We start from the raw sequence: 22,030 nt of genomic DNA on the forward strand, positions 1-22,030 counted from the left end.
GCTCACACTCTCCTGATCTTCTGGGATCCAAGATCCGCAGGACGAAAGCGGATCAGAATGGTTGAGATGCAACGAGGGACCATCGTCGTCGTCGACGACGAGGCGAACATCGCCGACCTCGTCGGCATGTATCTCGAGCGCGAGGGCTTCCGGGTGCTGAAGGCGGCGACGGGTGAAGCGGGGCTGGACGCCTGGCGAACACACAGGCCACGCCTCGTGGTGCTCGACGTCGGGCTCCCCGACATCGACGGCCTCGAGATCTGCAAGCGGATCCGCCAGTCGTCGCAGGTCCCCGTCATCTTCCTCACGGCCCGAGCCGACGAAGTCGACCGCGTCCTCGGTCTCGAGTTGGGTGCCGACGACTACCTCACGAAGCCCTTCTCGGCGGCCGAGCTGGTGGCACGGGTCAAGGCCGTCTTGCGACGCGTGGACGGCGCGCCGGCAGCCGAAGTGGTCCAGGCGGGACGCGTCACCATCGACACGGGGCGTCGCGAGGTCCGTGTCGATGACGCCGCCGTCGAATTCACGACCAAGGAGTTCGATCTCCTGCGCTTCCTGGCCGAGCGACCAGGTCTCGCGTTGTCACGCCAGCAGATCCTCGATGGCGTCTGGGGTCATGACTGGTTCGGGGACGCGCGCACGGTTGACGTGCACATCGCGCAGGTACGCAAGAAGCTGGGCGACGCGGTCGACATCACCACGGTGAGGAGCGTCGGCTACCGGTTGGAGTCGGGGTCGCATTCGTCGTGAGGAGACCGGCGCGCCGCTTGCGCACTCGGCGGCTGGTGGGTTGGGTGGCGATCGCGTTCGGCGTTGTGGCGGTGGCCGCGCTCGGCGCGGCCGGCCTTGCCCGCGACACGTCGGCCAGTGATGCCATCGCCGATCTCGAGCGACAGGCTCCCACCGTCGCCCGCCAGCTCAGCACGCTCGGGCGAGAAGCTGCACAGGCGCCCGAGGGTGGTCCCGCCGGCCGAAGGCTGTGCCTCTTGATCGCCGGGCTCCTGCGTGCGACCGGGGGCAGCGTGGTGACGGTGGACGAGGTCGGTGACGTGCGCGAGGAGTTCGGCGGTGTGCTCCCCTGCTCCACGTCCGGCCCCCAGCTCGTCGAGCTGCCCCGCAACCTCGCAGTCGAGGATCTCGACACGACGATCCTCGCCCACGGGCGACGCCAGTCCGGCGTCGAGGACGACACCGCGTTCGTCGCGCAGCCGATCACGGCGATCAACGGGCTGACCCCCGTCGTCGTGCTCACCCAAGCCGTGGAGAACCGTCCGCTCGGCGACGCGGGCCCCTACCTCTTCTTCACCAGCCTGTTCGCGTTGATCGTGGCCACCGCGGTGTCGGCGTTCCTCGCGCGCCGACTGACACGGCCGATCGCGGCGATGCAAGCGACCGCAGGCCGGATCGCCGATGGCGACCTCTCGGCGCGCGTCGACGCGACCTCGATGCCGAACGACGAGCTCGGCAGCTTGGCGCGCAGCATCGACACGATGGCCGACGAGCTCGAGACCGCCCGTGGTCACGAGCGCGCGTTCCTCTTGAGCATCTCCCACGACCTGCGCACGCCGCTCACGTCGATCAAGGGGTACGCCGAAGGCATGGCCGACGGTGTCATCGAGTCTCCGACCGACCGCGCCAGGGCTGCGGGGGTCATCGCTACCGAGGCGCGACGACTCGAGCGTCTGGTTGCCGACCTGCTCGACCTGGCCCGACTCGACACCCACGAGTTCTCACTCGCCCCCGCGCCGGTCGACGCCCGCGCCGTGGTGGGGGCAACGGTGCAGGGCTTCGCGCCGGCGGCGCACGAGCTCAGGGTCCAGCTGGATCTCACACCGGGCTCACCCGTCGAGGCGAACGCCGACCCCGAGCGCCTCGCGCAGATCGTCGCCAACCTCTTGGAGAACGCCTTGAAGTACGCCGCGACCTCGGTCGTGGTGGATGTGCACCGGGACGACGGGCACGTCGAGCTGCGGGTCGACGACGACGGTCCTGGCATCGCCGCCGCCGAGCGCGGGCGCGTCTTCGACCGCCTCTACACCGCTCGCACCACGCCGGGTCGCAAGGTCGGCACCGGGATCGGTCTGGCCATCGTGCACGAGCTCGCCAGCGCAATGGGCGGCGAAGCCACGTGCGAGCCCCTCGACGCCGGCGGCACCCGCTTCGTCGTCCGCCTCCCCACGGCACCCGAAGGCTGAGCCCCCGAAGGTTTTGGCGTCGCAGACAGTCGCTATTCGACTGCTATCGACGCCAAAACGTGGGCTGGGGCTTGTCCGCCGTCCCAGCGGAGGGTGACGTCGGCCGGAGGGTTGATCTCGCGGCGGACCATGGCGAGCGCGACGACCCGGTCCTCGCCAGGTACCGAGGCGGCGCTGGTGACGGCGCCGACTTCTTTGTCGCCGGCGTGCACGACGGCGCCGCGCGCAGGCACGGCCGGGCCGTCGACGCGCAGCTGGCGCAGGTAGCGGTTGACGTGCCCACGGGTGTCGATGCGGGCCACGAGCTCCTGGCCGAGGAAGCACCCCTTGGTGAACGACACGGCGTCGCGCTCGAGGAACGCCTCCTGCGGGATCGTCGTGTCGTCGATGTCGACGCCGAGACGCGGCACACCGTGCTCGATGCGAAACGCTTCGAACGCCTCCGGCGAACAGCGCGCGGCATCCGGCAGGACCGACTCGAGCGCGCCAACCGGGCCCACCACATCGATCCCGTTGACGTCACCCCAGCGCGTTGGGATCGTGACCGTGTTCGACCCTCCGGCGACGTCCAACCCGATTGCGGAAACCAGCCCCGTCGACGCGGTGCGGTCTTCGATGTCGGCCTTCACCCGGATGCGGTAGCGCGTGAGCGACTCGGCCAGGCGCGGTCCGTAGTCGGCTTCGGTGTCGAGCCACCATTCGTCGTCACCCACCCGGGTAGCCCGGAAGACTGCGTCGAGCTTGCCCTTAGGGGTCAGCAACAACGACGGCCCGCTCGCGCCCGAACCGATCGCGTCGAGATCCTGGGACACCAAGCTTTGGAGGAACGAGGTCGCATCGGGACCACTCACCACCACGAGACCGCGGGGCGAGCGATCCGCCACCAACGCCGTCACGATGATCCCAGCGGCGTGAGCTTGCGGGCCGCGGCCGCCGCGGTAAGGAGCGCACGCGCCTTGTTGTGGCACTCGAGGTCTTCGTCGGCTGGATCGGAGTCGGCGACCACTCCCGCGCCGGCCTGCACGCTGGCCTGCGAGCCCCGCCACACCATCGTGCGAATGGCGATCGCGGTGTCGAGGTTGCCCGAGAAGTCCAAGTAACCCACCACGCCGGCGTACGGCCCACGCTTCACCGGCTCCAACGCGTCGATGATCTCCATGGCGCGCACCTTGGGCGCACCACTCACGGTTCCAGCTGGGAATGTCGCCCGCAGCACGTCGACGGCGTTCTTTCCGTCGGCGAGGTCCCCGGAGCACTGACTCGTGAGGTGCATCACGTGTGAGTAACGCTCGAGCGTCATCATCTCGTCCACTTGGAGGGAACCGAAGCGCACCACGCGGCCGATGTCGTTGCGCGCCAGGTCGACCAGCATCACGTGCTCGGCTCGCTCCTTCGGGTTCTCCGAGAGCTCGGCGGCCAGGCGACGGTCGTGCTCCTCCGTCTGACCGCGCCACCGCGTTCCGGCGATCGGACGGATGATCACGCGGCCGTCGATCACCTTGACCATGGGCTCTGGTGACGAACCGACGAGCGTTGCCTCGGGGTGGCGGACGAAGAACATGTACGGCGAGGGATTGACCTGGCGCAACACGCGGTAGACGTCGAACGGATCGACCGGCTCATCAAGTGTGAACCGTTGAGCGAGGATGATCTCGAAGATGTCGCCCGCGAGGATGTGCTCCTTCGCCGCTTCCACGGCGTCCTGGAACATCGTGCCTGGCATCGTCGACTGAACCGCGGCCGTCTCGGTGAGCTCGTTGGCAGGCGGCGGCGATGGTGTGTACGGCAGCGGACGAGCGAGCTCCTCCACGAGGGAATCGAGGCGCGCAACCGCGCGGTCGTACGCGTCGTCCACGTCGGGCTCCTGGGAGAGGAACACGTTCTCAATCAGCGACAATCGCTGGCGAAAGTGGTCGAACGCGGTGACGTGACCGGTGAGCGAGAGCACGGCGTCGGGCAGGCCGAGATCGTCGGGCGGTGCCTCCGGGAGCCGCTCGATCTCGCGCACGACGTCGTACCCGAGGTATCCGACCACGCCGCCGTGAAAGGGTGGGAGGTCGGGAACCTGCGGCGCCCGGTGCGCGGCGAGCAGCGCCTCCAAGGCGGCGAGCGCTCCGGCGTCACGCGGCACCGAGTCGGGAAGTCGGCCATCGACCTCCACGTGCCGACCGCGCACCACGAGCGTGCACGCGGGATCACGGCCGAGGAACGAGAAGCGACCCCATCGTTCGGCGTGCTCGACCGACTCAAGCAGGAAGCCTGGAGGACCGGTCGCATCGGCTCCGACGAGCTTCACGAAGGCGGAGACGGGGGTCTCGAGGTCGGCCAGCACTTCGCGCCACACCGGGACGACGGTGTGGTCCCGCGCCATCGAGCGGAAGTCGTCGCGCGACGGCCGCACGTTGCTGGGTTGGCTCACTGGTCGCCAAACGCGCGAAAGAAGCACGATCGCTCGCCCGTGTGGCAGGCACCGCGCCCTTCCTGCTCGACGACGAACAGCAACGTGTCGCCGTCGCAGTCGTAATACGCCTCGCGTACCCACTGCCGGTCGCCCGACGTGTCGCCCTTGCGCCACAGCTCGCCGCGGGTGCGGCTCCAGAAGACCGTACGACCCTCGGCGAACGTGCGGCGCAGCGACTCTTCGTTCATCCACCCGAGCATGAGCACCCGCCCGGTTCCTTCTTCTTGCACGATCGCCGCCACCAGCCCGTCTGCGTTCCAGGAGATCGCGGCGAGCTGGTCGTCAGAGGCGTCGATCGGTGTCGCGGTAGGGCCCGTCATCTCAATGGTCGATTTCGCTCCGGCGTCCCGGCCATCCGGCCACGCCTCCGCTACATCTCGTTCGCGTTCGAGCGTAGCCCTGCCTTCGGTCATCCCGGTCCCAAATCTGCGCACGCGCGAAACTCGGCGACCCATGGCCACTTCACTCGACCCGCCGCGCGCGCCGCAGCGCCCCACGACCCTGCGGCACGGCGACCGCGAGCGAGTCGACGACTTCTACTGGATGCGCGACCGGGACGATCCCGACGTCCTCGCGTACCTGAAGGCCGAGAACGAGTACGTCGGGGCTGCGCTCGCGCGGCTCGAACCGCTTCGTCAACAGCTCTTCACCGAGATCAAGACGCGCGTACGCGAAACCGACGCGTCCGCTCCCACGCCGTGGGGTGAATGGGAGTACTTCAGCCGCACGATCGCCGGCTGTGAGTACGCGGTCCACTGTCGCCGCCCCCGCGGGAGCAACGCGCTCCCCGACCCCGATGCGCCACCGGGGACGCCGCCCGGCGAGCAAGTGGTGCTCGACGAGAATGCACTCGCCGCCGACGCGAGCTACTTCGCCTTGCGAGGGATGGCCGTGTCACCCGACCACTCGGTGCTCGCGTACAGCGCCGATCTCACCGGAGGCGAGCGCGCCACCTTGCGCTTCCGTGATCTCGCGAACGACGTGGACCTGCCGGACGAGATCGGCGACGTGTACTACGGGCTGGCCTGGGCCAGCGATGGGCAGATGGTGTTCTACGTACGACCCGACGCGACGATGCGCCCATGGCAAATCTGGCGGCACACCCTCGGGACATCGACGAGCAGCGACGCGCTCATGTATCAGGAGGACGACGAGCGCTTCGAAGTCCACGTCGATCGGACGCGGACCGGGCGCTACCTGATCATCACGAGCGGCTCGAAGCTCACGACCGAAGTACGCGTGTGTGCATCCGACGACCCGACGGCCGAACCGCGGGTCCTTGCGGCGCGGGAGCAGGGCGTCGAGTACCACGTGGAGCATCACCACGACGCGAACGATGACCGCTTCTACGTGCTCACCAACGACGGCGGGGCGCCGAACTTCAAGCTGATGGTGACGCCGGTCGACGGCTCCGGTCGCCAAGGGTGGAAGGAGGTCGTCGCCCACCGCGACGACGTGCGGCTCGTCGACGTGGATGCCTTCGCCGGCCATCTCGTGATCACGGAGCGGGCGGAGGCACTCGAGCGGTTGCGGGTGCTGGACCACGAGCGCGGGGACGACCACCTCATCCCCATGCCGGACGAGGTCTACGACGCGTGGGTCGGCGCCAACCCCGAATTCGCGTCGACCCACCTGCGGTACGCGTACACGTCGCTGGTCGCTCCGATCACCGACTTCGACTACGACCTCGACGCGCGCGCGGCAACGGTCGTGAAGCGCCAACCGGTCGCCGACTATGACGCAGCGGACTACGAATCACACCGCTTGTGGGCGACCGCCGCCGACGGCACGCGCGTGCCGATCTCGCTCGTACACCGCCGCGGCCTCCCGCCCGGCGGTGGGCCGCTCGTGCTCTACGGCTACGGCTCCTACGAGCACTCCATCGACCCCGGGTTCAGCATCTCGCGCCTCAGCCTGCTGCAACGGGGCGTGGCGTACGCGTCCGCGCACGTTCGTGGTGGCGGCGAGATGGGGCGACACTGGTACGAGAACGGCAAGCTCGACTCGAAGCGCAACACCTTCGACGACTTCATCACGTGCGCCGAGCACCTCGTCGCGTCGGGCTACACGACACCGGACCGTCTCGTGGCGCGCGGCGGCAGTGCGGGTGGCCTGCTCATGGGCGCGGTGGTGAACCTGCGGCCCGACCTATTCCGAGCGATCGTTGCCGAGGTGCCCTTCGTCGACACGCTGACCACGATGCTCGACGCGGGACTCCCGCTCACCATCACCGAGTGGGAGGAGTGGGGCAACCCCGCGGCCGAGCAGACGACGTATGACTACCTCGAGTCGTACTCGCCGTATGACAATGTGCGCTCGGAGCCCTACCCCGCCATCCTCGCGACCGCCGGGCTCAACGACCCGCGCGTGCAGTACTGGGAGCCGGCGAAATGGGTGGCGAAGCTGCGCGCCACCACGACCGGCGACGCGCCCATCTACCTGAAGACCGAGCTCGGTGCGGGTCACCATGGCCCCTCGGGTCGTTACGAGACATGGCACGACGAGGCGTTCGTGCTCGCGTTCATCCTCGATCAGCTGGGCATCACGACTTGATGCGAGGACAAGCGCCGCACGTGTCGTGCGGCGCCCGAGCCGGGACCGTAGTGCCCGATCCCTACGCTGGGCACCGTGGCCGCGACGGAGGTCCTCACGCTGAGCTCGTCCGACGGCGCGATGCTCGAAGCAGAGATCGCACGACCACCCGGCACACCGACACGAGGCGTGGTGTTGTGTCATCCGCATCCCCAGTACGGCGGCACGATGCGCTCGCTCGTGATCGGCGCCCTCTTCGAGGGGCTTCCCGACATCGGCGCGGTCACCCTCCGCTTCAACTTCCGCGGCGTCGAGGCAAGCACCGGCGTTCACGACGGCGGTCGTGCCGAGCGTGACGACGCAAGCGCGGCGGTGCGTGCGCTCGCGCCGATGCTGCCCGCCGACTCCCCTCTTGTGCTCGTCGGCTGGTCGTTCGGCGCCGACATTGCCCTCTCGGTCCTCGATCCCGAAGTCACGTCATGGGTCGCGATCGCGCCGTCGCTCCGACTCATTGCGGACCTCGACGCAGTCGCTCGCGACCCGCGGCACAAGCTGCTCGTGCTGGCCGAGCACGACGAGGTGTGCCCACCATCTGAAGCCGCCGCGATCGCCGACACCTGGTCTCACGTCGATGTCGAGGTGGTTGGCGGAGCGAGCCACTTCTTCGTCGGGCGCACCGACCGCCTCTCTGAGCTCGTGATCGGATTTGTCGCGCGTCAGGCTCGAAGCTGAGCGACTGATTGGCGACCGCGCGCATCGGGCATCATTGATCCCTTGACCGCACCGCATCAAAGCTCGATCGGCTACAAACCTGCCCTCGACGGGCTGCGCACCGTCGCAGTCGGCTCGGTCATCGCCTACCACTTCGGCGCGTCGTGGGCTCCCGGGGGTTTCCTCGGCGTCGACACGTTCTTCGTCCTCTCGGGGTACCTGATCACCTCGCTCCTCCTCACCGAGTGGGGCCGCCATGGGACCCTCCGGTTCGGAGCGTTCTGGGCCCGCCGAGCCCGCAGGCTCTTCCCGGCGCTGCTGGTGGCCCTCAGCGCCATCGCCATCTGGTCCGCGCTCGCCGTCAACTCCGACCGGCTCGGCTCGATTCGCGCCGACTCGCTCTGGACGCTCTTCTACAGCGCCAACTGGCACTTCATCAGCGAGGGCACGTCGTACTTCGACCTCTTCAGTGAGGCGTCTCCGCTTCGGCACGCATGGTCGTTGGCGATCGAGGAGCAGTTCTACCTGTTCTGGCCCTTGATCACCTTTGGATGCTTGCGCGTCGCGCGTGGCCGCCCTCGCGTCCTCGCATCGCTGTGCGTGGCAGGGATCGTCGGATCCGCGATCCTGTGCTCCCAGCTCTTCGACTCCAGCGATCCCTCGCGCGCGTACTTCGGTACCGATTCGCGCGCGAGTCAACTGCTCGTCGGTGCGTTGCTCGCAATCGTTCTGTTGCACTGGGCGCCACGAACCCGCGCGACCCAAGTTGCCGTGCAGCTCGGCGGCGCGGTTGGGGCGGCGCTCACGGTCGTCGCGTTCGCAGTCGCTCACGACCAAGACGCGTGGCTCTATCAGGGAGGGTTCCTCGCGTTCGCCTTCGCGACCGCCGCGATCATCGCCGCCATCGTCCAACCATCCCGAACGCCACTCAACGCGCTGCTCTCATTGCGCCCCGTCCGTTGGGTCGGACAGGTCTCGTATGGCCTGTACCTGTGGCACTGGCCCGTGCAGATCGCCATCTCGGAGCCACGCACCGGCATCAGCGGGTTCGGCCTTGCGTTGGTCCGCTTGGCGGTCACGTTCACTGCCACCACGATCTCGTACTACGTCATCGAGCGCCCGATCCGGTACGGCGCACTTCGCGGCTGGACCGCGCGCCTCGCGGCTCCGGTGGGAGCGGCACTGGTGGCGGTCATCATCCTCGTGACCACGTCTGGCGCGACCACGGCACCAAAGTTCGTGACCGCCGATCCCGGCGATGTCATCAGGGTCGGGCCGAAGTCACCGTCGAGCACGACGCCGCCACCGACCGATCCCAACGCCACGCTCCCCACCCGCTTCTTGCTAGTCGGCGACTCCCTGAGCGGATCGCTCGCCAACGGGCTCACGGCCGAGGCGGCGTCGCGCGGGCTCACGCTGTTCGCGGCGACAAGGCCGGGCTGTGGCATGACCACCGCGATCCCGCTGCGCAGGACTGGCGAGTTCGTCCCGTGGGCTCCCAACTGTGCGCGCAGCACCGCCGATTACCAACAGTCGAACATCGCCCAGTACCAGCCTCAGGTCGTCCTGTGGTTGAGCAGTTGGGAAGCGTCGAACCACCTCTACGACGGGGTGCGACTCGACTTCCGCACGCCGGAGGGCGACGCCGCCCTCCTCGCCGACTTCGAGGAATCACGTCAGCGCCTGACGGCAGGAGGCGCGACCTTGGTGTTGCTGACGCTGCCGCAACAGGCAGAGCAATCAGAGCTCGGGGAGGCCGACCCGTACTTGATCAAGCTCTACCCACATCTCAACCGCTTGTTCAGGCAGTTTGCCGCCGAGCATGCCGACACGGTGAAGATCGTCGATCTCGCGGAGATCGTGTGCCCGGGTGGCGCGCCCTGCCCTGAGTTCGTGCACGGCGTGAGCCTGCGACCACGCGACGGTCGCCACTTCGAGGGCGCCGGCCCGGCGTGGGTATCGAAGCGTCTGATCGACGCGGTGCTGGAGGAGTTCGGAGCGCCGGCGAAGCAGGGGTCTAGCTGACGCGCACCTGCATCACACCTTTGCGATCGAGGAACGACGCGCGACGCTCGACCACAGAGCGCCACAGCACGAGATCCTGCTCGTATTGGGCCCGGTCGCCTTCTTCGTAGGCGTGCTCGAGCTCGTCGAAGGCGGCGTCTTCCGCGTCGAGCAGCTCGCGGTACCGCCTGAAGAATCCCTCGTCGAGGTGGCTGTCCTCGCTCATCGCAACTCCTCGGGTTGGCAGCAGCGGATTCGCGGGACCGTACCCGAACCCCCGGACCCGAGTGCGCCTTCCCCGCTCGGCAGCGCGAAGGGTGCTGGTCAGACCACCGCAGCGAGGGCCTCGGCCAGCGTGAAGCGACCCTCGTAGAGCGCCCGGCCAACGATCGCCCCGGCGAGGCGCCGCCCGGCCGCCTCGAGCTCGGCCAGCGCGGCGAGGTCTCCGAGACCGCCGATCCCGCCGCTCGCGATGACCGGGACGGCGGTGGCCGCGAGGACCTCGCGCAGCTGGTCCAGCGATGGTCCCTCCATGGTCCCGTCCACACCGATCTCGGTGACGATGAGGCACGAGACGCCCGACTCGGTGAAGCGTGCTGCCGTCTCCACCAAGTCCTGACCCGAACCCTCGGTCCATCCGCGTACCGCGACCTCGCGCCCGCGCGCGTCGAGACCGACGGCAACCCGGCCTGGATGCATCGTGCACAGGTCATGAATGAGCCCAGGGTCTTCGACGGCGGCCGTCCCCACGACAACGCGCGCCGCACCCGCGAGCAGGAGCGCCCCCGCAGCAGCCGCGCTTCGCACACCACCGCCAGCCTGGATGCGCGATGCCACCGTGCTGGCGACGGCCTCGACGACCGCGAGGTTCGCGGGCTCTCCGGTACGGGCTGCGTCGAGGTCGACAACATGGATCCATTCGGCTCCTGCGAGCGCGAAGGCGCGCGCGACGCTCACCGGGCTGTCGTCGTACACCGTCTCCGCGGCGAAGTCGCCCCGCTGAAGGCGGACCGCGCGTCCTGCCCGAACGTCGATCGCCGGATAGACCGTGAACTTCACCCGGATGGGTCGCTCACAGCACGCCCTTCGTGCTCGGGACGTTCGCGCCTTCGATCTTCACGGCATCACGAAGCGACTGCGCGACGCCCTTGAACGATGCCTCGATCACGTGATGGCCGTTGCGCCCCGAAAGAGATCGGAGGTGCAGCGTCGCGCCGGTGGCGACCACGAACGCCCGCCAGAACTCCTCGCAAAGCTGCGGATCGAACGTGCCAATCCACTCCACCACCGGGTCGATCTCGTACACGAGGAACGGTCGCCCGGAAAGATCGAGCGAAACCTGCACGAGCGCCTCGTCGAGAGGCACGAGCGCCGACGCGAAGCGACGAACTCCCGCCTTGTCGCCGAGTGCTTCCTTCAGCGCTTCGCCGAGCGCGATCCCCACGTCCTCCACGGTGTGATGAAGGTCGACGTGGAGATCACCCTCGGCTTCGATACGCAGGTCGAAGCCAGCGTGCTTCCCCAGCTGCTCGAGCATGTGATCGAAGAACGGGATCCCGGACGATGCCGACGCGTCGCCCTTGCCGTCAACAGCGAGCGTGAGATCGACGCGCGTCTCCTTCGTCTTGCGGTGGCTCTCCGCCCGCCGCGCCGCGCTCACGCGGCCTGCTCCGTGAGCGCCTCGCGCATCGCAGTCAGCAGTGCGTCGTCCTCCTCGGGAGTGCCCACCGTGATCCGCAGGCAATTGTCGAGCCGGGGCCACCGTGAGAAGTCACGTACCAGGATCCCGCGTTCTACCAGCCGCTGCCACAGCGCGTGGCCATCGCCGTCGACCCGTACGAGCACGAAGTTGGCGCCAGACGGATACACGGTGAGGCCGGGCAGGCGGGCCAGCGCGCTCGCGAGGCGGTGGCGCTCGGTGACCAGGGTTGTCACCCGGGCTCGCATCTCGGCATCGAATCGCAACGCCTGACATCCCGCCACCTGCGTGGCCGCAGACAGATGGTACGGCAGCACGGTCTTCTCGAGCTCGGCAATCACCGACGGGGGGCCGACGGCGAATCCGAGACGGAGCGCGGCCAATGACCAGACCTTCGAGTACGTGCGCACGACGACGAGCGGAACATCATCGCCGACGAGGTCAAGCGCGCTGTGCTCGGCGAACTCGCCGTAGGCCTCGTCGACGACGAGCAGGCCGGGACCGTGGTCAGTGACTGCGCCCAAGAGCCCTTCGATCGTCGCTCGAGACTCGACCGTCCCGGTGGGGTTGTTCGGGCTGCACAGCAACGTGACCGAGGGCCGATCGGCCGCGATGACGATGCCGGCCTCGGTGGCCGACACGGTGAAGTCACCGGCACGTTCGGCGGTGACGACCTCCGTCGCCGCGATCTGCGCGATGTGGGCGTGCAAGGCGTAGGTCGGCTCGAAGACGAGCGCCCGCCGTCCCGGTCCCGCATACGTAAGCAGGAGGGTCTGGAGCACCTCGTTGGACCCGTTGGCGGCGAACACCCGCGCCGTCGGTTGGTCCATGGACGCGGCGAGCCCGTCCCGGAGCTCTCGCGCGCTCCGATCCGGATAGCGGTTCAAGGGAACGGCCCGGAGCCCCTCCAGCCACGCGTCGACGAATGCCGGCGGCGGCGCGTATGGGCTCTCGTTCGTGTTCAGCCGGACCGACACGTCGAGCTGCGGCGAGTGGTACCCCTCGAGGGCGCTCAGATCGGCGCGTGGTCGCGGCAGCGTCACGAACCCTCCCGCATCACGACGGACCGGGCGTGCTCGTCGAGCCCCTCGACCCGCGCCAGCGTCCGGATGTAGGGCGTGACCCGCCGGAGCGCCGCTTCGTCGAGCGTGACAACGTGCACGTGCTTCAAGAAGTCGTCGACGCGCAACGCGCTCGCGAACCGTGCCGCGCGACCGGTGGGCAGTACGTGGTTCACCCCGGCGACGTAGTCCCCGACCACCGTCGGTGTCCACGAACCACAGAACACCGCGGCGGCGTTGCGCACGAGCGGAACAAGGCGCTGAGGGTCATCCGTCATCAGCTCGAGGTGCTCGGGTGCGATGGCGTTCACGACCGCGAGCGCTTGCTCTGCATCGTCGACGAGTATCGCCCGGCCCCCGGTGGACAGCGTGGCGTCGATCTCGCTGCGGCGCGGGGCATCAGCCATCAGCTTCGTGAGCGCGGCGGCCACGGCGGCGATGACGCCTTCGTCCCAGGTGACGAGCACGGCGCTGCCACCAGGGCCGTGTTCGGCCTGCGCCAGCAGGTCGATGGCAATCAGCTCCGGTGCCACGTGGGCGTCGGCCACGACGACCAGCTCGGATGGTCCGGCGTGATCGGTGACCACCTCGCCCGCAACCTCTCGCTTGGCGAGCGCGACGTACTCGTTCCCGGGTCCGAAGATCGCGTCAACAGCCCGGATCGTCTGGGTGCCATACGCCATCGCCGCGATCGCTTGCGCGCCGCCAACCCGATACACCTCGTCAACGCCGGCCAGCGCGGCCGCGGCGAGCGTTGGCTGAGACACGCAGCCGTTGCGGTCGGGCGGGATGCACAGCACCACTTCGGGCACACCAGCCACGCGAGCCGGAACGGCCGTCATCAACACCGTCGATGGGTAGTTCGCCAGGCCGCCCGGGACGTAGCAGCCCGCGCGATCAACCGGGATCACCAGCTCACGAACATGCACGCCGTCGTTCTCGACCGTTGCCTCGGGTCTTCGTTGGGCTTCGTGGTATTCGGTGATCTCGCCCTTGGCGTACTCGAGCGCGTCTCGGAGGTCGGGGGACGCGCCTTCCAGCGCCGCCTTCACGTCCTCCGGAGTGACCCTGGCGTCGTCGAGCGCGCAGCCATCGAAGCGCTCGGTGTACTCACGGATGGCTTCGTCACCGCGGTCGCGTACGGCGGCGATGATCTCGCGGACCGCAGTCACCTTGGTGACGTCTGCATCGCTCGGACGGCGCGCGACAGTCGCGACGAGGTCGCCGGTGAAGCCGCGGAGATCGAGTCGCGCCAGCATGGGAAGCCGCTTCATCGTAATCATCGAACTCGGACGAACCCGGCGAATTGCCCCATCTCTCGCCGCAGCGGCAGGCTTCGGTCATGACCACGTCGGATCTCGCCGAGCTCTCCACCTTGCGCGCACAGATCGACGACGTCGTCGAGCGTGTGGTCACGACCGCAGAGCGCTACGACGACACGTCCGACTCCGCGGTCTCCTCGGACCTCTTCGCAGCCGAGCGCGCCCTCCGTGTGGCCCGTCGCTCACTCGACCGCGCGATCGCCCTCCTCGAACGCTGACCGCCTCACCATGAGGGGCCGAACGTTTTGGCGTCGCTAGTGCTCGTAGAGCGATGTTTATCGACGCCAAAATCAGATCACCGCGGCTGCGTCACACTTTGAAGGCGGACGGGCAGACGTCGTTGAGGAGACAGACGTCACAGCGCGGTCGGCGCGCGTCGCAGACCTTGCGACCGTGCAGGATGAGTCGGAGGGAGAGGCCGCCTCGCTCGTCGGGTTCGACAAGACCGTCGAGCTCCCGCTCGACCTTTACGGGGTCGGTCTCGGCCGTGAGCTTCAAACGCCGCGACAGGCGACCGACATGCGTGTCGACGGGCAGCCCGGGGAGCCCAAACGCCACCGATCGGATCACGTTGCCGGTCTTGCGCCCGACGCCGGGCAGCGTCACGAGATCGTCGAGCTCGGTCGGCACCTTCCCCTCGAACCGCTCCTCGAGCGCTGCGGCCATCCCGACGAGGCTCTTGGTCTTCTGCCGGAAGAAGCCGGTGGCGTGGATCAACACCTCCACCTCGGCGGGGTCGGCCTCGGCCAAGTCGGTAGGCGTCGGATAGCGGCCAAAGAGCGCGGGCGTCACCTTGTTGACCATCTCGTCGGTGCACTGTGCGGAGAGGATCGTGGCGACCAACAGCTGAAACGGACCGTCGTGCACCAACGCGCACAGATCACGCGCGGACCCCGGATACTCGCGACCCAGTCGATCGACCACGATGTCGGCGCGCGCTCGTGCCCCCCTCGGCCGTGCCATCGTCTGACGATATGCCCATTAGCCTCGAGCGATGGTCGACGTGCGCACGTGCGCTCCGATCGCGCCCGCTGACCTCTCCGTCGTGCGCGCCGCGGCCGACGCAGCCGAAGCCGTTGACGGCCACCCGTCGCTCGGTGACGGCGTGTGGCGCGATCTCGCCGCGCCGAGCCCGACGTCCACGCTCCTTGTCGCCGAAGTCGACGGCACCGCGGCCGGCGCGCTCCATCTCACCGCGCGACCTGACGGAGCGTTCACCGCGGCCGTGGTGGTGCACCCGGACCACCGCGAGGCTGGGGTCGCGAGCAAGCTGGTGGGCGTGGCTGTAGAAGCCGTGTCGGCCCGTGGTGGTGGCCATCTGGCGATCTGGGCCTTCGGCACCGATGAGCGCGCCGATGCCTTTGCTTCGTCCTCGGGCTTCATTCGCGAACGAGAGCTCTGGCAGATGCGGGTGCCGCTCCCGCTCGCGGAGCAGCCCCGCTGGCCGACGAACGTCGAGGTGCGCTCCTTCGTGCCCGGACGCGACGAGCATCAGTGGGTGCTCGTGAACAACCGGGCGTTCGCGCACGACCCGGATCAGGGCAGATGGTCCGAGGACGACCTGCGTCGCCTCGAGGCGGAACCGTGGTTCGATGCGAAGGGATTTCTCGTCGCCGCCACCGCGGATGGCTTCGCCGGGTTCTGCTGGACAAAGCTGCATCCTGCGGTTCCGCCGCACGAGCCCGACGTGCTCGGGGAGATCTTCGTCATCGGCGTGGACCCATCTCATCAAGGCACCGGACTCGGTCGCGCGCTCGTCCTCGGTGGGCTGGCTTCCCTGCACGAACGCGGCGCGCCCGTCGGCATGTTGTTCGTCGACGCGGAGAACGCGCCCGCGATCGGCCTGTATCGGGATCTCGGGTTCAGCGTCGCCCGGGTGGACCGCGCGTACGGGCAAGACGTGCAATGAGCGCGCCCGCCCTCACCCGGTACGGAACCACCCAGGAGGAGCTCCGAACGCTCCTCGAATCGTGGGGAGAGCCCGGGTACCGCGCGGAACAGGTATGGGATGCGTTGTATCGCCGGAGGGTGGCGCTCGACGACGCCACGAACCTGCCCAAGGCACTGCGGGCGCGCCTCGTCGAAGCGCTGCCCCTCGGTTTCGCCACCTCGGCCGAAGCCACGTCGGCGGACGGCGAGACGACTCGATGGCTGTACGAGGCGGCGCGCGACGGAGCACAGGTCGAGACCGTGCTCATGCGCTCGCCGTCGCGAGCATCGGTGTGCGTGTCGTCGCAAGCCGGGTGCGCGATGGTGTGCACGTTCTGCGCAACCGGTCAGGCCGGGTTCGAGCGACACCTCGATGCGAGCGAGATCATCGAGCAGGTCGTGCGCGCCGGGCACGGGAGCTCGCAGCCGGTCACCCACGTCGTGTACATGGGGATGGGTGAACCGCTGGCCAACTACGACGAGACGTGGGCGTCGGTCGAGCGCCTCCACCACGACCTGGGCATCTCGGCGCGGCATCTGACGGTGAGCACTGTCGGGGTCGTGCCGGGGATGCTGCGGCTGGCGAAGGAGCGCCTTCCCGTCACGCTTGCCGTGTCGCTCCACGCCCCCGATGACGAGCTGCGGTCTCAGCTGGTTCCGCTCAATGCCCGGTATCCCATCGCCGCGTTGCTGGATGCGGCGGCCGAAGTGGCCGGCGCGCACGGTCGGCGGGTGTCCTTCGAATACGCCTGCATCGCGGGGGTGAACGATTCTCGTCTCCAAGCCGACGCGCTCGCGCGCTTGCTGCGCGGCTGGCAGGGCGTCGGCGGTGCGCATGTGAACCTGATCCCGTTGAACCCCACCGCTGGGTTCACGGGGCGCGCACCCACGCGAGCCAGAATGCGTGACTTCGCCACCCGACTTCGTGCCGCGGGTGTGGCCACGACCATCCGCCGGACGCGGGGCGTCGACATCGACGCCGCGTGCGGTCAGCTCCGGTCGCGGCACCCGATCACCGGGACCCACCCTCCGTCGACCACAATGGTCCCGTGAACGAGCGCCGCTTCCTCAACCAGTACCAGCCCCAGACCCTCGTGATGGGCACCTTGCTCTGCTACGTCCAGGCCTTCTTCGCCGTGCTCTCCCTGTCACCACTCGGACTGCTCATTGCCGTCGCATTGGGCTTCGGGGCGTACGGCATCGCGAACGAGAAGAAGTGGGGTTACGGGCTCGCCACCGGCGCCGCGGTCCTCATCGTCGCCCTCGTGCTGATCTTCGCCGGCGCAGACGTCCTGACCTTCCCGCTGGTCCTGACGTTCATGTTCCAGGTGGCCCTCGTGTGCCTCCTGCTCCACCCCCAATCGCGCGAATACCAGCGCATCTGGTTCAGCTAAAGGGTGCGTCTCTCACCCGGCTATGCTGGGGTGAGAGACGCATGTCGGTGTCACTTGAACTCCGACATGACCTTCTCTGCGAACAACCTGAGCGTCGTGTCGTCGGGGTAGTCACTGCACCACGGCACGAAGTAGGTGCAGCCGAGGTCGGTGTAGGTGCGGATCTTCTCGGAGACCTGCTCGGGTGTTCCCACGAGGTTGCCGGCCTGCCAGGACTCGAACGGCTCGCGCCAACCTCGAGCCTTGCGCCCCTCGGCGAAGTCGCGCACCTCCGCCTCGGTCTCCCGCACGCACACCTCTGGGCTCCAAGTCAGCTCGATCTCGCCCGCGTCGCGACCCACGTCCTTGCAGTGCCCGCGCAGCACGTCACGTTTGTGGGTCCACTCCTCCGGCTTTCCCCCGAAGTTGGACTTGTCGGCGAGACGCGCGACCACCCGTAGCGTGATCTGCTCTCCCCCGCCGCCGATCCAGATCGGAGGGTGCGGCTGCTGGAGCGGCTTCGGGTCGCACTGCGCGCCGTCGAGGCGGTAGTAGCGGCCCTCGTGCGTGGCGTCGGCCTCCGACCACATCGCCTTGACGACCTCGACGGCCTCGCGGAGCATGCCGATGCGAACCTTTGCCGCAGGGAACTCGTAGCCGTACGCGCGGTACTCGTGGTCGTACCAGCCGGCGCCGACACCCCAGTCGAGGCGACCACCGCTGATCACGTCGATCGTCGCAGTGACCTTGGCCGTGAGTGCCGGCGGGCGGTACGACGTGCACGTCACCATCTGACCCAGGCGGATGCGAGTGGTCGCGGCTGCGAGCGCGGCCATGACGGTCCAGCACTCGAACACCGTCTCGTGAGCAGGCACCGGCACGTTGTGGAAGTGGTCATAGACCCAGATCGAGTCGTAGCCGAGGCTCTCGGCGAGTCGAGCCGTCTCCAGGCACATTGCCCACTTGTCACGCGGGTCGGGGATCCCGACCAGCTCGGTCTTCCATCCCTGCGGCGCGAACGCACCGAATCGGATCTCCGGCATAGATCAACCGTCCTCGTGTCGGGGTGCGCGCAACCTATCGTCTCGGTGTGCCTACAGCGCCTGACCACGACGCCTGGCGCTCGTACGACTCGGTCGTCGATGCGTACGCCCGGGTCCGGGCGGAACGCAACGCGGCGCTCGCTCGCGACCTCGTAGCTGCCGTCGCTCCGCCGTTCACCGGCACGGTGCTCGACGTTGGCGCGGGGACCGGCGTGGCGGCTGACGTCGCGATCGTGGCCACGGGAACCAGCGGTGTCGTCGTCGCGGTCGACCCTTCGACCGCGATGCTCCGCGAGGAGCGGCACGCCGGCGTGCTGCGCGCAGCCGCCGAAGCCCCCGGCCTGCCATTTGCCGACACCACCTTCGACCGGGTCGTCGCCAACCTCGTGATCGCCCATGTGTCGGAGTACGCAACGGTCCTCGCCGACATGGTGCGCGTGCTGCTCCCCAACGGCCGTCTCGGCGTCTCCGCGTGGGGGGCACTCGGCGAGGGCCCACCCGTCGACGATGAGCAGGACCGCGCCGCGCACGCGGCGTGGACCGCGGCGGCGAGTGAGTTCGCGTCGGCTGACGACCTCGACGAGGTGGCCGCGGCCGGGACCCCGTGGGACGACTTCTTCGACGACCCCGCCAACCTCCGGCTCGCGCTGGACGGCGCTGGCCTTCGTCACCTCGAGGTCAGCGGCCGCGCGTATCGCTACCGCCTGTCCCTCGATGACTGGCTCACCGGCCAGGACACCACGTACCGAAGCCGCTACTTGCGCCATGTGCTCGGCGAAGACGGCTGGACGCAGTTCCGCGAGCGCGCGCGGAAGCTGCTTGCCGAGGCGGTGCCCGACCCCGTCAACTGTGTCGACGAGGCACTCTTCGCCGTCGGCACGAAGCCGGGCGGCACCCGCCGCGACCGTCCGTAGACTCCCCCGCCGTGACCCGCACCAACGAGCAGCTCGTCGCGGACCTCGAGGCGCGCCTGCGACCACTCGAAGTTGACCTCGCACACGCGTGGTGGGACGCGAGCACCAACGCGTCCGACGCTGCGTCGGCTCGCCAGGCCGAGGCCGATCTCGCGCGACGAGCGGCTCTCGCCGACCCTGAGGCGTTCACGGCGATCCGCGAAGCTCGCGCCTCCGGTGAGCCCGACCCGATCGTGCGTCGCCAGCTCGACCTGTTGCACGACGCCAGTACTCCCCATCAAGTTCCGGAAGTCATGCGGCGCCGGCTCGTCGAGCTCGAAACGTCGGTTGACGCCACGTTCAACACGTTCCGCGGCGAGCTCGACGGCGAACGCGTGGACGACAACACGATCCTTGAGATCCTTCGCACCAGCGACGACCCGGGCTTGCGGCAACGGGCGTGGGCGGCCTCGAAGCAGATCGGCCTGGAGGTGGCTGAGCACGTGCGAGAGCTCGCGCGAATCCGCAACGAGGCGGCGCGGCTGCTCGGCTACCGCGATTACTTCGCCTTGGCGCTCGCGACCGGCGAGATGGAGGAGAACCGCCTCTTCGCCACGCTCGATGAGGTCGAGCGTGAGACGACCGGTCCGTTCACCGAATGGAAGGGTGCCCTCGACCTGACGCTCGCGACGCGGTTCGGGTGTTCGGTCGACGAGCTGCGGCCGTGGCATGTCGACGACCCGTTCTTCCAGGACCCACCCACGAGCGGCGCCGTCGACCTGGATCCGGTGTTCGCCGGCCGTGACCTCGAGGCCCTGACCGTGCGCACGTTCGACGGCATGGGCCTCGACATCCGACCCGTCCTCGAGCGGAGCGACCTCTACGCCCGCGCCGGGAAGAGCCAACACGCGTTCTGCATCGACATTGATCGTGAAGGTGACGTTCGTGTTCTCTGCAACGTCGAGCCCAACGAGCGGTGGACCGAGACGATGCTGCACGAGTTCGGCCACGGGATCTACGACCGAGAGGTTCGCTCCGACGTCCCCTGGCTCCTGCGCGAGGCGTCGCACTCGCTCACAACCGAGGGTGTGGCGATGCTGTTCGGGCGACTCGCGCGCGATCCCCGTTGGTTGGAACGCGTCGTCGGCCTCGACGCCTCGACCGTGGCCGACCTCACTCCTCGACTTGCGCTCGCTCAGCGCGCGTCGCTGCTCACGTTTGCACGTTGGGTGCTCGTGGTCACGCACTTCGAGCGCCAGCTCTACGCCGATCCCGAGATCGATCTCGGCACGCTGTGGTGGGATCTCGTCGAGCGCTTCCAGCAGATCCATCGACCGGACGAGACGCACGGCGCGGAATGGGCTTCGAAGATCCACCTCGCGGTCGTTCCGGTCTACTACCAGAACTATCTCTACGGCGAGCTCGTCGCGTCGCAGCTCGATGCTGCGATCAGCGCCCGCGCCGACGACTTCGTCGATTGCGAGGCCGCTGGCGAGTTCCTCGCGAAAGAGTTCTTCGCGCCGGGCGGATCATTGCGGTGGGACGAGCTCGTCCAAGCCTCGACCGGCGAACCACTGAGCGCGGGCCACCTCACTCGACAGCTCTCCGGCTGACGCACCCGTGTGCGACACGCTCTGCGTCATCGGTGCGGGCCGTTCGCTGTTTGCCAAGAACTCGGACCGTCCGCGTGACGAAATGCAGCTCCTCGAAGCACACCCGCCACGCGCGAGTGGAGGCACGTTGCGCACCACACACGCCGAGCTCGACGACGCCGGTGCGCTGGCTGTCGTCGGCTCACGTCCGGCCTGGATGTGGGGCTTCGAGCACGGGCTGAACGAGCATCGCGTGGCGATCGGCAACGAGCGCATCTTCACGGTCGACGATCCGCACGACGCGCCGCCATCGCTCACCGGCATGGACCTCGTTCGACTCGGCCTTGAGCGCGGGCGCTCCGCCGACGAGGCCGTGGACGTCATGACGAGCCTGCTCGAGCGCCACGGCCAAGGTGGCCCCTGCACCGAGGCTGAGGACGATCCGTATTGGTCATCGTTCCTCGCGGCCGATCCGGACGGTGCGTGGGTACTCGAGACGAGCGGCCGCACGTGGGTGGCCAGACGCGTCGACGACGGCGCGGCGATCTCGAACCGCGTGACCCTCGGATCCGACTGGACCCGCTCGTCGAGTGAGGTCCGCGCCGGTGACGACTTCTCCCGCCGGCTCGACCCGACGGTTCCGACCGAGCCGTCCGATGTGCGCCTCGCCGCCACTCGATCGTGTGTGGCCACCGGTGCGGCCGCACTTGGCCCGCGCGATCTCGTCGCCACGATGCGCCACCACGGCCAGCGGTCCTGGGGAGCGCCCGGCTCCGCCCCCGACGACGTCGATCCCCCGCCACCCACAGACGCGCCGGGATGGGGCGGGTTCACCGTGTGCTGGCACATCCGCACGGTTCAGGCGACCACCGCGTCGATGGTCGCCGAGCTGTCCGCGGATGCCGACGTGCCGCTGCGGGCGTGGTTCGCGCTTGGAAGCCCGTGCACCAGCGTGTACCTCCCGACGTTCCCGCCCTCGGTGGCCGAGCCATTGGCCGAGACCGAGACGTGGCATCGCTTCGCCCGGTTGCGCGACCGAGTCGAGGAGAACGGCACCGTCCTCGCGGAGATCCGTGCCGTGCTGGCACCGCTCGAGACTGCACTCTGGGAGGAAGCCGACGAGGCTGCCCCCGACCCCAAGGAGCGATCGACGTTCGCTGCTCGAGCATGGCCGGCGGTGGACGCGGCGCTCACGCGCCTCGGCGTCTGATCACC

General features: G+C 68.6%; 22 protein-coding genes. 12 read left to right on the forward strand and 10 right to left on the reverse strand.

Annotated features, from left to right (window positions below):
- Window positions 1-57 precede the first annotated feature (57 nt).
- Window positions 58-750, forward strand: a complete 693-nt coding sequence (locus WEE69_11340) for a response regulator transcription factor (GenBank protein MEX1145887.1) — start codon at window positions 58-60, stop codon at window positions 748-750.
- Window positions 751-767: 17 nt separating this feature from the next.
- Complete coding sequence (locus WEE69_11345) at window positions 768-2,195, forward strand: HAMP domain-containing sensor histidine kinase (protein MEX1145888.1); 1,428 nt, start codon at window positions 768-770, stop codon at window positions 2,193-2,195.
- 32 nt (window positions 2,196-2,227) lie between these two features.
- Here WEE69_11345 and WEE69_11350 read toward each other — a convergent pair whose 3' ends face one another.
- Genes WEE69_11350 through hisI form a run of 3 tightly spaced genes read right to left on the reverse strand, consistent with a single transcriptional unit; the run spans window position 2,228 to window position 4,976 of the window.
- A complete protein-coding gene (locus WEE69_11350; GenBank protein ID MEX1145889.1) occupies window positions 2,228-3,091 on the reverse strand; it encodes a glycine cleavage T C-terminal barrel domain-containing protein in 864 nt (287 codons plus the stop codon).
- Window positions 3,088-4,614, reverse strand: coding sequence for an anthranilate synthase component I (gene trpE, locus WEE69_11355; protein MEX1145890.1), 1,527 nt, complete (start codon window positions 4,612-4,614; stop codon window positions 3,088-3,090). The genes WEE69_11350 and trpE overlap by 4 nt, the downstream gene beginning before the upstream one ends.
- Window positions 4,611-4,976 carry a phosphoribosyl-AMP cyclohydrolase gene (hisI, locus tag WEE69_11360; protein MEX1145891.1) on the reverse strand — a complete coding sequence of 122 codons (366 nt, stop codon included), beginning with the start codon at window positions 4,974-4,976 and terminating at the stop codon, window positions 4,611-4,613. Before hisI ends, trpE begins: the two co-directional genes overlap by 4 nt.
- A gap of 133 nt (window positions 4,977-5,109) precedes the next feature.
- Between hisI and WEE69_11365 the strand changes: the two genes are divergently transcribed.
- The 3 genes from WEE69_11365 to WEE69_11375 all read left to right on the forward strand — a co-directional run bounded on the left by WEE69_11365 (window position 5,110) and on the right by WEE69_11375 (window position 9,924).
- Window positions 5,110-7,209 (forward strand): S9 family peptidase, encoded by a 2,100-nt coding sequence (locus WEE69_11365; GenBank protein ID MEX1145892.1) that lies wholly within the window; start codon window positions 5,110-5,112, stop codon window positions 7,207-7,209.
- A 75-nt stretch (window positions 7,210-7,284) separates the two neighbouring features.
- Window positions 7,285-7,920, forward strand: a complete 636-nt coding sequence (locus WEE69_11370) for a hypothetical protein (protein MEX1145893.1) — start codon at window positions 7,285-7,287, stop codon at window positions 7,918-7,920.
- 42 nt (window positions 7,921-7,962) lie between these two features.
- On the forward strand, window positions 7,963-9,924 hold the full coding sequence (locus WEE69_11375) for an acyltransferase family protein (GenBank protein MEX1145894.1): 1,962 nt from the start codon (window positions 7,963-7,965) through the stop codon (window positions 9,922-9,924).
- Here WEE69_11375 and WEE69_11380 read toward each other — a convergent pair.
- The 5 genes from WEE69_11380 to hisD all read right to left on the reverse strand — a co-directional run bounded on the left by WEE69_11380 (window position 9,917) and on the right by hisD (window position 13,937).
- Window positions 9,917-10,129, reverse strand: a complete 213-nt coding sequence (locus WEE69_11380) for a hypothetical protein (protein MEX1145895.1) — start codon at window positions 10,127-10,129, stop codon at window positions 9,917-9,919. The two genes, WEE69_11375 and WEE69_11380, sit on opposite strands and share 8 nt — an antisense overlap.
- A gap of 98 nt (window positions 10,130-10,227) precedes the next feature.
- On the reverse strand, window positions 10,228-10,962 hold the full coding sequence (gene hisA / locus WEE69_11385; protein ID MEX1145896.1) for a 1-(5-phosphoribosyl)-5-[(5-phosphoribosylamino)methylideneamino]imidazole-4-carboxamide isomerase: 735 nt from the start codon (window positions 10,960-10,962) through the stop codon (window positions 10,228-10,230).
- Between the two features lie 13 nt (window positions 10,963-10,975).
- Window positions 10,976-11,563: an imidazoleglycerol-phosphate dehydratase HisB gene (gene hisB, locus WEE69_11390; protein MEX1145897.1), complete on the reverse strand. Its 588-nt coding sequence runs from the start codon at window positions 11,561-11,563 to the stop codon at window positions 10,976-10,978.
- The gene (gene hisC / locus WEE69_11395) at window positions 11,560-12,645 is read right to left on the reverse strand and encodes a histidinol-phosphate transaminase (protein MEX1145898.1); all 1,086 of its coding nucleotides are present in this window, start codon (window positions 12,643-12,645) and stop codon (window positions 11,560-11,562) included. Before hisC ends, hisB begins: the two co-directional genes overlap by 4 nt.
- Entirely contained in the window at window positions 12,642-13,937 is a 1,296-nt protein-coding gene (hisD, locus tag WEE69_11400; protein ID MEX1145899.1) for a histidinol dehydrogenase, read from the reverse strand. Before hisD ends, hisC begins: the two co-directional genes overlap by 4 nt.
- Window positions 13,938-14,005: 68 nt before the next feature.
- Here hisD and WEE69_11405 point away from each other — a divergent pair, with 68 nt between their 5' ends.
- Window positions 14,006-14,203 (forward strand): hypothetical protein, encoded by a 198-nt coding sequence (locus WEE69_11405; GenBank protein MEX1145900.1) that lies wholly within the window; start codon window positions 14,006-14,008, stop codon window positions 14,201-14,203.
- 91 nt (window positions 14,204-14,294) lie between these two features.
- Here WEE69_11405 and nth read toward each other — a convergent pair whose 3' ends face one another.
- Window positions 14,295-14,948 (reverse strand): endonuclease III, encoded by a 654-nt coding sequence (gene nth / locus WEE69_11410; GenBank protein MEX1145901.1) that lies wholly within the window; start codon window positions 14,946-14,948, stop codon window positions 14,295-14,297.
- 31 nt (window positions 14,949-14,979) lie between these two features.
- Between nth and mshD the strand changes: the two genes are divergently transcribed.
- From mshD to WEE69_11425, 3 genes are read left to right on the forward strand one after another with little or no spacing between them, the layout of a single operon-like run.
- A complete protein-coding gene (gene mshD / locus WEE69_11415) occupies window positions 14,980-15,894 on the forward strand; it encodes a mycothiol synthase (protein MEX1145902.1) in 915 nt (304 codons plus the stop codon).
- Window positions 15,891-16,967, forward strand: a complete 1,077-nt coding sequence (gene rlmN / locus WEE69_11420; protein MEX1145903.1) for a 23S rRNA (adenine(2503)-C(2))-methyltransferase RlmN — start codon at window positions 15,891-15,893, stop codon at window positions 16,965-16,967. Before mshD ends, rlmN begins: the two co-directional genes overlap by 4 nt.
- Window positions 16,964-17,308: a hypothetical protein gene (locus WEE69_11425; protein ID MEX1145904.1), complete on the forward strand. Its 345-nt coding sequence runs from the start codon at window positions 16,964-16,966 to the stop codon at window positions 17,306-17,308. Before rlmN ends, WEE69_11425 begins: the two co-directional genes overlap by 4 nt.
- 50 nt (window positions 17,309-17,358) lie before the next feature.
- On the opposite strand, the gene WEE69_11430 is transcribed toward WEE69_11425, so the two are convergent.
- A complete protein-coding gene (locus tag WEE69_11430) occupies window positions 17,359-18,330 on the reverse strand; it encodes an LLM class F420-dependent oxidoreductase (GenBank protein MEX1145905.1) in 972 nt (323 codons plus the stop codon).
- A 47-nt stretch (window positions 18,331-18,377) separates the two neighbouring features.
- Between WEE69_11430 and WEE69_11435 the strand changes: the two genes are divergently transcribed.
- The 3 genes from WEE69_11435 to WEE69_11445 are packed head-to-tail and all read left to right on the forward strand — an operon-like array spanning window position 18,378 to window position 22,025.
- The gene (locus WEE69_11435) at window positions 18,378-19,244 is read left to right on the forward strand and encodes a methyltransferase domain-containing protein (protein MEX1145906.1); all 867 of its coding nucleotides are present in this window, start codon (window positions 18,378-18,380) and stop codon (window positions 19,242-19,244) included.
- An 11-nt stretch (window positions 19,245-19,255) separates the two neighbouring features.
- The gene (locus tag WEE69_11440) at window positions 19,256-20,836 is read left to right on the forward strand and encodes a M2 family metallopeptidase (protein MEX1145907.1); all 1,581 of its coding nucleotides are present in this window, start codon (window positions 19,256-19,258) and stop codon (window positions 20,834-20,836) included.
- Between the two features lie 7 nt (window positions 20,837-20,843).
- Window positions 20,844-22,025, forward strand: coding sequence for a C69 family dipeptidase (locus WEE69_11445; GenBank protein MEX1145908.1), 1,182 nt, complete (start codon window positions 20,844-20,846; stop codon window positions 22,023-22,025).
- Window positions 22,026-22,030 lie beyond the last annotated feature (5 nt).

The organism is Acidimicrobiia bacterium, assembly GCA_040881685.1.
In the GTDB taxonomy this organism is placed as follows: domain Bacteria; phylum Actinomycetota; class Acidimicrobiia; order IMCC26256; family PALSA-555; genus SHVJ01.

Bases quoted from the DNA above. Each gene is read 5' to 3' on its own strand.
- nth (MEX1145901.1), bottom strand. From the start codon at position 14,948: ATGGCACGGCCGAGGGGGGCACGAGCGCGCGCCGACATCGTGGTCGAT.
- hisI (MEX1145891.1), bottom strand. From the start codon at position 4,976: ATGACGGGCCCTACCGCGACACCGATCGACGCCTCTGACGACCAGCTC.
- WEE69_11365 (MEX1145892.1), top strand. From the start codon at position 5,110: ATGGCCACTTCACTCGACCCGCCGCGCGCGCCGCAGCGCCCCACGACC.
- WEE69_11340 (MEX1145887.1), top strand. From the start codon at position 58: ATGGTTGAGATGCAACGAGGGACCATCGTCGTCGTCGACGACGAGGCG.
- WEE69_11380 (MEX1145895.1), bottom strand. From the start codon at position 10,129: ATGAGCGAGGACAGCCACCTCGACGAGGGATTCTTCAGGCGGTACCGC.
- WEE69_11405 (MEX1145900.1), top strand. From the start codon at position 14,006: ATGACCACGTCGGATCTCGCCGAGCTCTCCACCTTGCGCGCACAGATC.
- rlmN (MEX1145903.1), top strand. From the start codon at position 15,891: ATGAGCGCGCCCGCCCTCACCCGGTACGGAACCACCCAGGAGGAGCTC.
- hisD (MEX1145899.1), bottom strand. From the start codon at position 13,937: ATGAAGCGGCTTCCCATGCTGGCGCGACTCGATCTCCGCGGCTTCACC.
- mshD (MEX1145902.1), top strand. From the start codon at position 14,980: ATGGTCGACGTGCGCACGTGCGCTCCGATCGCGCCCGCTGACCTCTCC.
- WEE69_11430 (MEX1145905.1), bottom strand. From the start codon at position 18,330: ATGCCGGAGATCCGATTCGGTGCGTTCGCGCCGCAGGGATGGAAGACC.